Annotated in this window: 8 protein-coding genes; 1 reads left to right on the top strand and 7 read right to left on the bottom strand. The window is 45.1% G+C overall.

All coding sequences use genetic code 11. From position 1 onward, the window contains the following. Window positions 1-79 precede the first annotated feature (79 nt). The gene (locus AABK40_RS15610; RefSeq protein ID WP_338398587.1) at window positions 80-391 is read left to right on the top strand and encodes a hypothetical protein; all 312 of its coding nucleotides are present in this window, start codon (window positions 80-82) and stop codon (window positions 389-391) included. Window positions 392-651: 260 nt separating this feature from the next. Here AABK40_RS15610 and AABK40_RS15615 read toward each other — a convergent pair whose 3' ends face one another. The 7 genes from AABK40_RS15615 to AABK40_RS15645 all read right to left on the bottom strand — a co-directional run bounded on the left by AABK40_RS15615 (window position 652) and on the right by AABK40_RS15645 (window position 15561). Then, a complete protein-coding gene (locus tag AABK40_RS15615) occupies window positions 652-2697 on the bottom strand; it encodes a T9SS type A sorting domain-containing protein (protein ID WP_338398588.1) in 2046 nt (681 codons plus the stop codon). 85 nt (window positions 2698-2782) lie between these two features. Beyond that, on the bottom strand, window positions 2783-4348 hold the full coding sequence (locus AABK40_RS15620) for a RagB/SusD family nutrient uptake outer membrane protein (RefSeq protein WP_338398589.1): 1566 nt from the start codon (window positions 4346-4348) through the stop codon (window positions 2783-2785). A gap of 10 nt (window positions 4349-4358) precedes the next feature. Then, window positions 4359-7556: a SusC/RagA family TonB-linked outer membrane protein gene (locus tag AABK40_RS15625; protein ID WP_338398590.1), complete on the bottom strand. Its 3198-nt coding sequence runs from the start codon at window positions 7554-7556 to the stop codon at window positions 4359-4361. A 358-nt stretch (window positions 7557-7914) separates the two neighbouring features. After that, the gene (locus AABK40_RS15630; protein ID WP_338398591.1) at window positions 7915-10248 is read right to left on the bottom strand and encodes a WD40/YVTN/BNR-like repeat-containing protein; all 2334 of its coding nucleotides are present in this window, start codon (window positions 10246-10248) and stop codon (window positions 7915-7917) included. Window positions 10249-10824: 576 nt separating this feature from the next. Beyond that, window positions 10825-13170: a WD40/YVTN/BNR-like repeat-containing protein gene (locus AABK40_RS15635; RefSeq protein ID WP_338398592.1), complete on the bottom strand. Its 2346-nt coding sequence runs from the start codon at window positions 13168-13170 to the stop codon at window positions 10825-10827. Between the two features lie 311 nt (window positions 13171-13481). After that, a complete protein-coding gene (locus AABK40_RS15640) occupies window positions 13482-14450 on the bottom strand; it encodes an ROK family protein (protein ID WP_338398593.1) in 969 nt (322 codons plus the stop codon). A 10-nt stretch (window positions 14451-14460) separates the two neighbouring features. Beyond that, window positions 14461-15561, bottom strand: coding sequence for an AraC family transcriptional regulator (locus AABK40_RS15645; RefSeq protein WP_332921202.1), 1101 nt, complete (start codon window positions 15559-15561; stop codon window positions 14461-14463). Window positions 15562-15565: the final 4 nt, after the last annotated feature.

Raw genomic sequence — 15565 nt, forward strand, 5'->3', positions numbered from 1 at the left:
CCCACAGGCCCATGAGTGACCGATTGAATTCACAGCCACTCCTCATGCCTTTTTCGGCCCAAAAACAGCCATCGTCATCATGGATTACAATTTACTTTTCAGTCATCACCGATCATTATTGGGCTGGCTGATGGTTGCCACGTCTCCGTTTTCTGCTTCATGGCATAGGCTGGTGTGTCATGCAATGAATGATCATTCAAGGGCTAAAACAGAAGGTGAAAATTGTCCTTTGGTGCACTATTTCATTGCTACATTTCTTCTATTCAGCATGGTTAATTTGTCGCGCACAGATCGGCTCAAATGCTTTGAGTATCGGACAACTCGCATTGTTAATATGACATTTTATTTTGAAAATGGTCAGGGTGGAAATCCTATTGGAGCGGTTAAATAAAGTCGGGTTTCGATTTGTGAGTTGTTAAGAATAAGGTCGCTACAGCTATTTCAAATTTAGCATCCATCCACCTTAAAATCTTGAATTTAATGGCATTTGCGCGAGCAATCTGGCGCGCCCTTACAGCAACAATAATAGCCTGATCATAAGCCCTAAAACATTATTGTTCGGCGCTTAAAAGTGTGCCTTTGTATAACTAAAAAAGCCACTCCCTAAACAGGAGTGGCTTTCATCAATAAATTTGTATGCTCAATGCTGAATTACTGCATCAAGAAACGTTTTACGCTTACTTTGTTCGCTTCAACAACTCTTAGGAAATAAACTCCTACCTGTGCGTTTGCTGGCAGGCTCACTTCTGAACCGTTTACGGTATGAACAGATTTCAAACGACCTGAAGCATCATACAAGCCCACCTGAGCGTTGTTCAATACTCGGCCATCTTTAGTGAATAGTGTCACCTGACCATCCTTAGCAATTACCGCCAAATCATCTGCCAATACCTCTTCAGTACCGATTGACAATGGTAAGGTGATGGTTACAGAAGCCTGACGACCATCTTTAGTGATTACCGCACCAGAACCGATACGCATACCCAAAGTCATGATCAACACCTCTTCTTCTTCCAAATCATCACCGTCGTTCAAGATTTTCAATACTGCTGTATCAGACATTTTCTCCCCTTTAGCGATCGTCAATTCATCGGCAGACAGATCATAGTCATCATCGTTGATGCCTTCGCCGCTCACTACAATGGTGAATGAAGTCTCATCAATAGCATTTTCTGTTGCTTCGAGGATCACATCAATCTCAGTTTCTTCCTGCTCGTTACCTTCTTCTGCGCTTACAGTAATCGATACCGCAGGGAACTCCATATCAATCTCAAGCTGATCAGATGATTCTGCAACATCATCGTTGTTATCCGTAGCTACTTTAACCATCCCTTGAGCGGCACCTTCAGGAACATAGAACTCCAAAAAGGTGGTGTCTCTCATGTTACCTTCCTCGCCAATTTTGTAGGTGTGTTCCATGAATTCCGTAATCTCCACATCACCCAACATTACTTTGGTTGTTTTATGAAGGTTCATACCGGTAATGTAAACTGCTCCACCTACAGGTGCTTGCGTTGGGCTTAGTGCTTCAATGGTCGGAACCGCCGGCAAAGCCTTGAGTTTGTCAACTGAAGAAACATTTCCACCTTTGGAACGAATCACTTTAACGTTCGCTTCACCAGTCATGTATCCTGCCCACTCCCACTCATCATTGTCGTTTTTCACCTTCACAGAATCACCTTCGTGCTCAGCTCCTTTAGGCAAAGTAAAAGTAAGTGTCTTGCCGTTGGCTGACATTTCGAAATCGGTAGTCGATAGTTTACCAAACTCAACATTGGTTACATCAGTCAAAGCAGAACCTTGAATAACCACTTGCTTACCCACTACCTGCTGAGCAGGTGCAAAGCCAGCAATGTTGGCCGAACCTTCTGGGTAACCTGTAATTTGAACATCATCAATATTTACGGTCCCAGTCATATCACCTTCAGCATAAATCTTGATCGTCAGATTCTCTGTAGCCGGCAATTGTGCTGAAGTACGAATGAATGAATACCAACCACCCGCACCCCAAGGCGTGCTTGGATTGATGTTTACAAAATCTGAACCATTCGCAGAATAAGCAATTTTCAAACGGCCATCTACAACATCCCAACCATTAGCACCGGCAATTGCATAGGCGAAACGAATGTTCTCATAACCTGTTGTATTGATGCCAGAGATCACCAATTCTTGTCCGCCTGTGATAGACATCGCCATACGCCCAGAGTAGGAAGGGTGTCCTCCACCCTGCCATCCCCAGTTACCAGTAGCAGTACCGGTAAAAGAAATAGGTGCTTGGTTATCGAATGGATATGCTGAGGCAACCTGCCCTACCTGTCCACCCCCGAACGGAGAATTCTCCATTGGCTCAAAGAAAATCATTTGTTCTGCATCAGAAATACGACCCAATACACTGAAAGGCTGCTCTGCCGTGAAGGTGGTCTCACCGACAAATACAATCGGGCCAGTAGAAGCATCAGCAGGTACTACAAAATAGATCATTTCATCTGTACCTCCAGGAACAATACTACAATCAAGTGAATTGATCGTAATCGCTGTTACTTTCGATAAATCTTCGCCCGCAAGGCTCAAGGTATCGGAAGGAAAAGCACCCGCATTAAACTCGCCAATAGTCTGCGCCTGCAAGTTTAAACCTCCGAAGAAGCATAAAATTAATGCTACAAAAAGCACCTTTGTTCGTAAAAAAAACTTTTTCATAGGGTTAATATTAATCGTAAAAAAATATAAAAATGAGGTTGAACAGTTGGTAAGGGGGCGCTTTATACGCCCCCCTAATTATATCTTAAGGATTTTGGTCTGCTTCAGACAAATCCGTATTTCTCTGCAATTCAGCAATAGGCAAACGATACAAGGTTTCAGGCCCATTCCATGAAATTCCCTTTGCTTCGGCACGGTCGAAAGTGCTATACACTTCCGGGCTGTACACCTGCTCTACTGTTTCGTTGAAAGCGCCCATGCGTTTCCAGTGGAAAAAACGTTCGCCTTCACCAATCATTTCCAGCATACGTTCCCGCACCACCAAGTTGATCGCCTGTATTCGGTTTGGAGAACCGGCCACAGGGTTTGCTCCTCTTAAAGCTCTGAGCTTATTGATATCGGGAATAGCACCACTTGTTGAGCCTTTCAACGCCCAGGTTTCGGCACGGATCAATAGTAATTCCTCCAGGCGAATCAGCGGCCAGTTGGTTTCAGAAGTAGGATCGAGGGCGAACTTATTGAAAACGAAGGCAGTATCGTAAACCAAACCGTCAGCGTCTTCCATCGCATACTCTTTCACAAAAGCATTTAAGCGTAGGGTATCATTATTCGCAAAATCTCCTTTTTCATCCATAAAATTGTTCATGAACGACTTGGTAAGATAAATGGCTGATTGCTGCGAATCGGTGATCTGATCCATATTGAGCATCAGGTTGATGGGGTCAGATACCGCATAGTTGGCGGCAAATGGACGCAACTGTGAAGCTGCCGTGATGGAGGTATTCTTGAACAGTGACCGTACCTGTGCCATAGGCACAAAATCCATCCCTGCTGGGGCAATTTCCTCTCTCACCATGATTTCCCCCGGTACTTTACCGATCAAAGTGGTGACGGTTTCATTTGCGCCGTCAATGTCATTCATCTGAAGCTGTACGCGCGCATACAAAGCCATCACGTCAAATTTATTGGCACGCACACGATAGTTTGGAAAGGATTTGTGCTCCGTATCATCAAAACGGATAGGAATCAATGAAATGGCTTCTTCCAAATCCTCTTTAATCATTTGATAACCTTCGCCCACCGTAGCGCGTCCACCATTGGCAAAGCCCACAGCAGGCTCGGTGCGCAAGATAATCCCTGGCATGTCCATATTCGCGGTGGTATATTGTGCGCCATAATACCTCAAAAGGATAAAGTTGGCATAAGCACGAATAAACAAGGCTTCTCCACGGAGTCTATTTCTATGCAGCGCATAAATGTTATCAATCTCTTCCGTTCCTTCGGTGTATTTAATCACATGGTTGGCCAGGTTAATGGCATTATAGCCATCAGTCCAAAGCCCATCATTGTTAAAGTTGAATCGCGCATATTCATATCGGAACTTGTAAGCACCAAGTTTCTGTCCATCAATACGGGCATCGGTATGATCGGCAATTACATTGGCATCCGGAATATGATCCATACACATCAGCTGCGACCAATAGGTATAGCTTTGCGTCAGTACCAATTCAATATTATAAGTACTTGTCGGAACTTCACTGCCAGGGAATTCATCTGTAGGATTTACATCCTCGAACTTTGTACATGAAGTGGCCAGCAGCAGGCAAACCGCTGCGAAAAGGCTAAAGTTATAGTGTTTAAAAAATGTCATGGCTCAGGGATTAAAATTTAAGATTCACGCCTAATTTGACCATCATTGCCTGAGGTGGGTTACCACTGATAACCCCCGGAGCGATGTTGGCTTCTGTAGGGCTGAAATTACCAATGGAGTTGGCCGATTCAGGGTCCCATCCTGGATATTTGGTGAAAGTCAGCAGGTTGTTTCCAGTAGCGAAAACACGAACATTGTTAAGCCCCACTTTGCTGGTCATGGACTTCGGCAGCGTATAGGCAACCGTCAGGTTTCGCAATCGGATGAAGGAACCATCATACAAAAATCTTGTAGAACGTGAACCGCGGTCAGGATTTCCCTGTCCAAAAGGGTGATTGTACATTGGTGCAGGCACATCTGTCTGATCTCCGGGTTGTTGCCAGCGCTCATCGAAAAACATCTGCGGAACGTTGGTCAGCTGGTTCCCTTCTTTCATATAGGCCATGGTGTGCAATTCATCATCATACAACCAGTTTCCCTGACGGAAAGAGAACATAAAGCTCAGGGAAATACCCTTATAGCTGATGTTGTTACTCCAACCACCCGTAAATTGTGGCAATCCGGATTTATCATCAATACGCTGCACGAGCGATTCCATTTCTGCCTTTGAAGGGCGTGCCGGATCGACAAACTCATAAGGCTTACCCGTTTTAGGATCTTCGAATAATTCGTATCCTGTTTCAGGATCTACCCCCAGCCATTTTACCATTTGATAAGACGCCACGCTTCCGCCAATCACAGGCAAGGCAGTACCACCACGCTGTTCAAAAACAGAAGGGTCAGCACCGAGCGCAATCACTTCATTTCTTAACAGGGAAGCATGTAGGGTAGTCGACCACTGAACTGCACGATCGATCACCTGGGCGGTCATAGAAAATTCATAACCCCAGTTTTTGATCGTACCGCTATTGGCAATATACTGGCCCCCACCTGCTGAAAGTGGCAAAGATAATTTCGCCAGCAGATCATCATTAGTCCGTTGAAAATAGGCCAATTCCCCTTTCAGTACGCCGCCAAAAAGTTCGTAATCCAGACCAAGGTCCATGGAATACGCTCTTTCCCAGCCGATATTATCGGTGGACTCTTTCAGACGGATCGGTTCAATACCCTGCGAACCACCGTAACTCTGGGAAACAAATCGCCAGTTGGCAAAAGCCGCCGACTGATCAATTTCAGCATTTCCCGAAACCCCGTAAGAACCTCTCAATTTCAGATAATTAACCACCCGAGAATCTTTCAGAAAAGCTTCTTCAGAAATATTCCAACCTACCGAAGCAGAAGGGAATGTTCCCCAGCGGTTTTTGCTACCAAATCGTGATGATCCATCAGAGCGGACACTCAAACCAAAGATGTATTTTTGATCATAGGCATATTTTGCCCGGAAGAAACCAGAATAGAAAACTACCCCATTGGAGCCCGATCGCCATTCCAGAATACTGGCGGCACTACCCACATTTTTAATGGAGTTTGTTTGTGGGAAACCCACCCCTTTCATTGACTGAAAGCGCTGTCTTTCCGTGAAGCTCTCAAAACCCAAAAGGCCATCAAAAGAGTGCTTACCCCATGTTTTACCATAGTTCAGAATGGCATTGGTGTTGATATAAGTACGCGCTTGTTTCATGCCATCGGCATAACCGTAATCTTCTGGGCCGGCACCCGGCGCCGTAGCCACGGTGGTAATGAATGGGCTGAACCAAACATCCCGCTCATAGGTAGTGTTGGTTACCCCCAAATTGGCATCAAGGCGAAGGTTTTCATTGATTTGATAGTTATAGTTTGCCGAGTTAATGGCAGTAAAGTTTTTCGACTCATGAGAAAAATACTCTGGGTCGCGCGTTGGCGCCGTATTCACTAAAGATGTTCCCTGAAAGAATGTACCATCATCATTGTAGGTCGGGTACATTGGCAGGGCATTTTTAATAAAGTTAATCCCCGTTGGGTTCGACCAATACTGAAAGATCGTACCGCCACGGCCTTCAAGGTTCAGAAAGTAAATGTTTGTCGGATACTGCCCATTATCTACACTACTGATATTGGCAGAAATACCGAGGTTCATTTTATCGTTCAGTTTCACGTTCATATTCGATGAAAAAGCGATACGCTCATTATCGTTTTGGTACATGATCCCTTCGGTATAGTTGTAGGTACCATTCACACGGTAAGTCAGGCGATCATTTCCCCCCGATACCGCAAGCGATACATTTCTATTTCGTCCCTGACGATAGGTTTCTCTGTATTTGTCCTGATCAATCGTGCGGGCCACATCTTCAGTATACCAGCCTTTGTCGGCCGTAGTAGTATAAGGCAATCGACGATCTGCCTCAGGCGTACCCGCATTGTTCCAACCGTCTTCTGTATAGGTCAGCCAATCCTGAGTACCCACGTGCGGTAACATGTTGGTCGGTCTGGAAATCCCCTCAGTATAGCTCAAATCCCATTGTGCTTTACCTTTAGCCCCTGATTTGGTTTTAATTAAGATCACCCCATTGGCACCACGCGAACCGTAAATTGCCGTTGCTTCCGCATCTTTCAGGACGGTCATGCTTTCGATATCCTCTGGGTTGATATTGGTCATCGGGTTAAACGACGTACCAAAGTTACCCGTTCCATCGGTTGGATAAGAGGTGAATGGAATCCCGTCGATAACATACAATGGGTTGGAATTGGAGGACAGCGAACCTGTACCACGGATACGGATATTCACCGATCCACCGACTGCACCACTGGCCCCCTGCACATCAAGCGATGGCGCCAAGCCTTGCAAACCTTCCTGAAAACTTGCACTGATTTTCTCAGACAAATCTTTGGAGTCGATAGTGGTATAGTTACCGGTGGCCATTTTTTTGGATTCCGTGGCGTAACCGTTGATCACGACTTCATCCAAAGCGGTAACATCTTCTTTCAATTTTACATTGATGACCGTCTGGTTACCCACTTTAATTTCCTGATCAACAAATCCCATAAATGAAAACACCAGGGTGGCATTTGCAGGATCTGCAACAGTGAGGGCGTAGGAACCATCAAAAGAAACCACCATTCCGTTGTTGGTTCCTTTCTCGATAACGTAGGCACCCGGAAGTGCCTCGCCATCCATTGCTGCCACGACAGTTCCTTTGATGGCTGTCTGGGCAAAAAGCGTCATGGACTGCAAGCAAAAGATCATCGCCAGCAGGATGCGCATCGTTGGTTTGTAAAAAATATTATTCATAAACATAGGTCGGTTTAAAAAAAAAGCGACTGAATACAGCGTCGTTCAAAAAATCAATAAACGATTAACGCCATAATTCTTACTTGATTGCTACTTTTTTAAAATTCAGCAGATAATTCGCTGCTCTGCGAACTTTATTATGGCGGATTAGAAAAACAACACACACCAAAAACTACACTACATATTGTATATCAGTCTTTTATGCCTTTCTGATTGTTTTGTCCATTCTTCTAATCAAAGCCCTTGAAAAATGCTTTGAAAACTTTGAAAAGACTCATTTTCAAAAAACAAAAGGATTTTTGCATGCAAAAACGGTGGTCAACTTCCTTCTTTTGCACGCAAAGGTCTTTTCGGTGATTTAGTGACTGCTCAGCATGGTGTCTGTGGGTAACTTCCGAAACCAGGCACCGGCACCGGCGGTACTTACATACCAATATTTACCCGCTGGGCGATCGACGATTTTACTTCCCGTAAGGCCGGGGTAGTGAATATCTCCGGTGAAATCCTGCCAGGCAATTTCCCCCTGATCGGAAAGCGTTCCGATAAAAATCCCGTAACTGTTTTGCTGTCGATGATTGTAAATATTGATGATGATTTTATCATCGTAAGCCGCCAGTCCCCCTTTGGTTTCAAAAAGAAATACCTTTTCTGAGTACGGGTACCAATGCTTGTTTTCTTCCTTTCGGAAAGCGAGTGCTGCCGACTTGTCAAAGATGCGCTTCCAGCCCTTTTGACCCTCTACCATCAGTTTGAAAACATAATCATCGCCATCTTTTTTATCAGCGGAACGCCCACCATACAACACATGGGTTTTTCCCTGATGCGACCAAGCCACAACTTCAGCATCCCAGCCGCCACCATCGAACAATCGGTTCCATCGCCATTTTCCTTTTTTAAGTTCTCCTTTAAAGAGCCCTTCATAACCACGTGTTCCTGTAAAATAAATCACCTTGGGGTTGTTGGGGTCTACGGCAATTCTTTTGGTAGCCACCACTTTATCCACTACTCCGCTACTGATTTTCTGCGCTTTATAATCCGGGTTATTTATCGCCTCCGAAAGATTATCGATCAGGTAAATACCATGCCCGTACGAAAACACAAAAACACGTTCCTTGTCGGTAGGGTCCACGGCAATTTCCCGAAAAATACCATCAGGCATTCCCAGCTCGTGATTGGGCCCTCCGGCCAATAATTTCCACTCATCTTCAGGGCTGTGGTGTTGAAGCACTTTGTACAGTAGTCGGCCGTCCTTGGCATGTCCGCCATAGCCCGAAGTTGCCTGAGCAAGAACTACCGGCGTCCCGTTGGCATGAGCAATCGTAACCGACTGTACGTCCGAATAATTTATCGAATCGGTGCGGTGTGCCATATTTGACCATGACTTCCCGCCATCCCAGCTTTCCATCAGGCCATTGTCTGCCTGCCCCTGAATGACGTAATTTTCATCTACGGCAATATCATAAGTGTAAGTGCTCTCCGTCCCTCGCCCCTGATAGGTAGGAAAAAGTCGGCCATAATGCGTTACCGGTGTTTCCCAGGAAACTTTACAATATTTGTTATTCCACTGATAACCACCATTCCAATCCGCTCCTTCAAAAATTGTCTGATTACTGGTGGACCAGATCGCCCGTGGCCAGCTTTTCGGGGTATAATGAATGAATCGGGGGTTTGGATCGGCAAAATCCCAGCCCGTATCGTAACCTTTCAGCCCCGACCACACCAAATCCCATTGGTAATCTTTCAGCTTTTGCTGATCATATTTCAAAGTGGCCTCAAAGGCACCTTTTCTGCTTTTTTGCAAACTTAAAATCAGCCGTTCCTGCTGCGCTGAACTGCGCTCATCTACCTCAGGATACCAATAATCCATGGCCGTAAGCTCGATGCCATTGCCCGACTGGATCACTTGCCAATCCGTTTTTGCAGTGGGGCTGACGTAAGGCAAGCCGTTAATGCCTTCATGGGTAAGAACTGCGTACAACCGCTGACCGTCCGGAGAAATACTCACGCCCCTGGAGCCTATACAATGGGAAGGCAATTCTATTTGTTCCCAGGATTTTCCGGCATCTTTGGAGGTGAAAATCCCCCCGTAGGTCGAAACAAAAATCTCCGACTTATTCACGGGGTTAAAACTGATATTCAATACATTACGATCAGTAATATCCTGATCAGCAATAAACATCGTCTCCCAATGCTCACCGCCGTCATTTGAAAAAACAACCTCAGGCCTCCCCGATTTTTTCTGTTTGATGAATTTCAGAAAGTTGTAATCATCGCGCCAGCCAACACCCGCAATCACCTGCTTCGGATTGGAAGGATTAACCGTGATGGCACTGATCGACTTCCCAAAGGAAATGTCGTGATACTGATAATGGATACCGCCATCAGAAGAGGAATGCACCCCATTGAGCGTCCCTACATAAATTTGCTCGCTATTGGTGGGGGTTACCGCCACAGCATACACCCGATTATGTACCAAATGGCCCGTCATGGACCAACTTTCACCATTATCGGTACTTTTATAAACCCCCTCCATGTCCGAGGCAAGGTATAAAACGCCTCGCTGGTTGGGGTCACAGACGACATCCTGCACCTGCCCCCCCGCGCCCGGATTAATGGACGTCCATTGCGCTTGTGCTGTCCCGAAGAAAAACAGCATTAACAACAGCATTGAACCTTTGTAATTGAAATTCATATCACTTTGCTTTTCAAATAAAAAAATATTGATCCCCGGCCCGAGCTTCTCTGAATTCAAGCCATACACTTGAATAAAAGGAGTGGTGAGCCATTGTATCTGATAGCAACTTAGCGGAATGCCTTCTGTAATGGCTATAATTTTATGAAACCGTATAAAAGGAGCGCTTCGGAGGGTATTCGGAATTTAGGATAAATTTTAAAAGCTGAAAATCAACAGGTTACAGCATCAGCCAATGATCTAAGGATTTGTGATTTTTGGGAGAGAATAGAAATTTATGCGGCATTTAGCCTCCACCAAAGCAGTGGCCTGCCAGACAAAAAGACCCTGAAGTAGGTTGAGCAGCCGCACAAATAAAAGGCAGGTGGGCCAAAGGCATTACACCAAAAATCAGCCTTGAAATGGTTAAAGCCTGATAAATTTCACCGTGAGCACAGATAAAAGGTCGCAAGACGATATTAAGGCAGATATAGATTTTTATTTTAGGAGCACTGATGACGCCTCGGCACACCACTCATCCCATAAAAAAAGGGATGATCCCCCAACCATCCCTTATTGCAAACTATGCAACACTAATTATTTCATCCCTGCCAACTTCCGTTTGGGCAGAGGTCGATACCATGCCCCCGCCCCCGGGGTGCTGATATAGTAAAAATCCTGCCCATCGCGCTGATACACCCGACCGGAAGTTACCCCAAGGTAATGCAAGTCACCACTGATGTCCTCCCAGTCGATCGTCCCGTCGTCATGAATGGTCCCCATAAACAGGCCAATGCCATTTTGGTGACGGTGATTGTAAAAATTTACCAACAGGCGATTTTCATAAGCCATCAACCCTCCTTTACTCTGGATCACCATATCATCTTTAATGACCGGATACCAGGCATCATTTTTATCCGCCCGCAAAGCAAATGCCTGTGCTTTGGTAAAGACGGTTTTCCAGTTTTCCCCTCCATCTTCAGACAGCTCTACCACAAAATCACACCCACGCTGCTTCAGGTCGCAGGGCTGCCCCTCGTAAACCAGCATGGTTCTCCCCTGACGGCCCCAGGCGCATACTTCCGACTCCCAATTGCCCCCTTTATAAATTCTTTCCCACTTCCACTCATCGCCTTTTTTCTGCCCTTTATAAACACCAACAAGGCCACTGGTACCGGTAAAATAAAGTGTATTTTCATCATTCGGATCTACAGAAATTGTTTTGGCTGTCAGGACTTTATCGACAATCCCGTTGCTGATTTTCTGCGCTTTGTAGTTTGGATTATTTACCGCCTCGGAAAGATTATCAATCAGGTACATACCATGATTTGTGCTGAAGGCGTACAAACGTTCCGGATGCTGCGGGTCCACGTTAATTTCCCGGTAGACCCCATCAGGCAAACCAAGTACATGGTCCTTACCTCCGCCCAAAAATTGCCATTTATCCTGTGGAGAATAATGATTTAGAATTTTATAATAAAGCTTACCATCCACAGCAAAGCCACCATAGCCTCCAGTGGCCTGTGCCACTACTGCCTTCTGACCGTTAATTTCTGCAATAGCCACCGCCTGCACATCGGAGAGGTTGAGCATACTATCCTGACGGTGCGCCAAATTCGACCAGCTCTTCCCATAATCCCAGCTCTCCATCAACCCATTATCTCCCTGTGCCTGAATCACATAATTTTTATCAATGACGATATCATAAGTGTAAGTGCTTTCCGTCCCGCGACCACTGTAGGTCGGGTATTTTTTCCCCTTGAAAGTGACCATATTTTCATAATGCGGATCGCAATATTTATTGTTCCACTGATAGGTGCCGTCATTCATCCGAACGCCCTCAAACATGTTCTCGTTGGTCGTACTCCATATTGCACGCTCCCAGGAAGCAGGAGTATAGTGCACATAGCGTGGGTTGGGGTCGGCCATATCCCAACCGAAATCATAGCCGTCGGTACCCTGCCATATCAAATTGTAATCGTAAGTTTTTAGCTCATTTCCATCCCATTCAATCGTTCCCTCAAACAAGCCGTCGCGGTTACCTTCCAAGCTCAAAATCAGCTGATGGACATCGCCCGTGGATCGGGGATCAACTTCCGGGTACCACCATTGTAATTCCTTCAATGCAAGTGAGCGACCCGTGGCAATTTTCATCCATTTCCCTTCTGCTAAAGCCATCGCATAAGGGAATCCGTTCTTATCATTGTTGGCAAATACAGTATATAGAATTTTACCATTCGGACTGATAGACAAACCCCTGTTTACCAAAGACGGATCCGGTGAGGGTAGGCGTGTCCAGGTTTTCAGATCATCTTTGGACACATAAATACCTGAAGCTGTAGAGATATAACATTCCTGCGGACGCTGCGGGTGGAAAACGATATTCCAAATATTTTTATCGGATAGTTCTGCCTGATCCAAATATTGAATATTCCAGGATTTACCTCCGTCATTCGAGACTAAAATTTCAGGCTGTCCCTCTTTCTTCTGCCCGAAAAAGTGCACAAAATCATAGTCATCACGCCAGCCGAATCCTGCCACAATCTGCTGTGGATTCAAGGGATTAACGGTAATGGCACCATACGTTTTATAATAGGATTGCGGAACGAACTGATAGTGTTCACCGCCATCTGTGGAGGTCTGTAAACCATTCAGTGTTCCTACAAAAAGATGATCACTTTTTTGCGGAGAAACCGCTACTGAATACACGCGGTTATGCACTAGCTTGCCCGTCATGTGCCAATGTTTTCCGTTGTCGGTGGTTTTGTAAACGCCCTCCATATCGGAAGCCAAATAAAGCGTCCCCTTTTGCGAGGGATCACAAACTACATCCTGCACCTGCCCACCAGCACCCGGGTTAATAGATACCCATTGCGCACGAAGTGGAGAAATAAAAAGTAAAAGAGCCATCATCAGCCCACTCAACCTGTACATTACATTCATCAGCTTACATTTAAAAAAATCCTTCGGGAAGATGAACGATCCCCCCTTTTTCAATGAAAAGATAGGGTTATCATAAAATGAAAGACTTTCTTTTTATGAAATCAGAGAAAGAGAGAGTGTTGTAAGCCCGATTCGAATAATAAAAATGGCTTTTTCGGCCTCCTACCCGCCTAAATCATCACCACTGAAGCGGGGGGCTTATGCTAAAAATAGGTGCTTTCGATTTTTATTACTTAAAAAATGGAAGAAGATGCTTGGACTTTTTATCCTGAAACAGGCCATTGGCTTGCTCATCGGGAAGTTGAACAGGCTTACTTTTTCATGGCAGTAATTGCAATGGAAAGGGAGGCGAGATCACCGATGGCATCGCCTAATTTTGCAGGGACAATTTTACAAACCGCTTTGGCCATTGGGATGGCTTCTTCAGCAATCACTTGCTGACATTGCTCGACAAACAACGATTCTGCGCGGGCATAAACACTACCAATCACAATAACTTCCGGGTTAAGGATGTCGATCAGAAAGGACAATCCACGTCCCAACTGATAGGCAGAACATTCAAAAATTTCTTTGGCCAGGGGATCTCCTGCATAGGCAGCCTTGGCGACTTGCGCCGTGGTAATCTCTTCGAGCTGATCGAGATTTTCACAAAAGGACGGTGCTTTCCCCGCTTTAATGGCTTGTTCGGCCATGGTTTTTGCAAGTTGAGCAATTCCTCCCCCACTACAGAAGCCTTCAAAGCTTCCTCTTTTCCCAAAACCAAAAGGGCCATCATCTGCGAGGCGCAGGTGCCCAACCTCACCGGCAAGGTCATTTGTTCCTGAATACAATTGACCATTCAGGATTAGCCCCGCGCCTAAACCAGTGCCAAAAGTAAGAAAAATCATATTTTGGGTTCCCTTTCCGGCACCAAATTGCCATTCGGCCAAGGCGCAGGCATTGGCATCATTCTGCAAAAAAGCAGGCACCCCGAGGGCTTCGGAAAATATAGCGGTGATCGGGATATTATCCCAGCTGGGCAAGTTGGGAGGCGACATAATGACACCTGTTTTACTGTCGAGGGGACCTCCACAACTGATCCCAATGGCCGTTAGCTGATGATCCGCCAGTGACTTCACCACTGATTTGGCTTCTTCCAGCAATTGTGCAATAATTCCTTCCGCTTTTAAGCGGTGGTTGGTCGGAAATTTGCGCTTGGCCAATATTTCCATATCGGTGTTACCCGCCACTACGGCACATTTGGTACCTCCAATATCAATCCCTAAAAAATATGTATTCATCTAAAAAATGCTATGCTACGGCACTGGCTTGTAATGATTTTCGATACTGCCTTGGCGTCATGCCTGTGATCTTTTTAAAATTAACGTAAAAGACGGACTCCGACCGGAAACCACTGTCCACAGCAACCGCAAAGTTGGTTAGTTGTTTATGGGTATCAGCTGCCAAAATATGCTTGGCCTCAGCGACCCTTTTCTCATTAATATACTCGGAAAATGATTTCCCAATGTATTCATTGACCAATTTAGAAACAACATAAGCTTGTGTTCCCAATAATTCTGCCAATAATTTTTCATTGAAATCAGACTCCAGATACACTTTTTTCTCCGCAATCAGTACTTCCATTTTCTCCAAATAATGCTGCATGAGGCGGTCCTCGGATTTATCCGTTTTTTTCTGTACCAACTTGACGGAGAATAATTTTGGATATTTCAACGCAAAATAAATCGTTACAAAAATAATACTGCTCAAGCAGATCACATAATTGACTTCCGCAAGTTGCCTTAATGTCTCTGTGACCACTGCACCAAGGTGCCCATCGATAAAAGCGTGGAAAATAAACTGCACAACAGACACATAGAGCAGTAAGCCAATATAACCCACAAGTACTTTGGGCCACTTCAACTCATCCCGCTGTTTAGCATCGGTATTGGTATATTGCTCCTGATATTGATTTCTGATTTTTATGAAAGTAAATATGCGCCATAAAACGATGCCCGCTAATAAGGAAAGGTGGAAATAAGAGTTAATGAATGTTTCAAAAAAATAGGGCTGATGGCTTAAAATAAAAACGATCCCCGCCAGCACCACCGTTGCCGCAGGGGCAAAATACCACCATCGTTTGCGGCCGTTATTGGCTTCAAAAATTTTATCGAGATAAAGCATCACCAGGGCAGGCAATAAAAAATCGAAGATATCTGCGACGATTAACAATTCAGGGAAATCAAATTTGACATTGGTATATCTGAATTGATATTGTGCAAAAATATTCACTGCCATCGCTAAAAATATGGCTGAAAGGTACTTGCTTACGCTTGACCTTTTAACAAATAAAATGGCAAAACCGAGCAGAAGGCTTTGGAGGAAAGCCCACAAAAAAATAGTTACCGTCATAATT

This window comes from Persicobacter psychrovividus (genome assembly GCF_036492425.1).
Lineage (GTDB): Bacteria > Bacteroidota > Bacteroidia > Cytophagales > Cyclobacteriaceae > Persicobacter > Persicobacter psychrovividus.

Excerpts from the sequence above, each read along its gene's own strand:
- AABK40_RS15630 (WP_338398591.1), bottom strand. The coding sequence starts at position 10,248 with ATGAATTTCAATTACAAAGGTTCAATGCTGTTGTTAATGCTGTTTTTC.
- AABK40_RS15645 (WP_332921202.1), bottom strand. The coding sequence starts at position 15,561 with ATGACGGTAACTATTTTTTTGTGGGCTTTCCTCCAAAGCCTTCTGCTC.
- AABK40_RS15610 (WP_338398587.1), top strand. The coding sequence starts at position 80 with ATGGATTACAATTTACTTTTCAGTCATCACCGATCATTATTGGGCTGG.
- AABK40_RS15615 (WP_338398588.1), bottom strand. The coding sequence starts at position 2,697 with ATGAAAAAGTTTTTTTTACGAACAAAGGTGCTTTTTGTAGCATTAATT.
- AABK40_RS15620 (WP_338398589.1), bottom strand. The coding sequence starts at position 4,348 with ATGACATTTTTTAAACACTATAACTTTAGCCTTTTCGCAGCGGTTTGC.
- AABK40_RS15635 (WP_338398592.1), bottom strand. The coding sequence starts at position 13,170 with ATGAATGTAATGTACAGGTTGAGTGGGCTGATGATGGCTCTTTTACTT.
- AABK40_RS15640 (WP_338398593.1), bottom strand. The coding sequence starts at position 14,450 with ATGAATACATATTTTTTAGGGATTGATATTGGAGGTACCAAATGTGCC.
- AABK40_RS15625 (WP_338398590.1), bottom strand. The coding sequence starts at position 7,556 with ATGAATAATATTTTTTACAAACCAACGATGCGCATCCTGCTGGCGATG.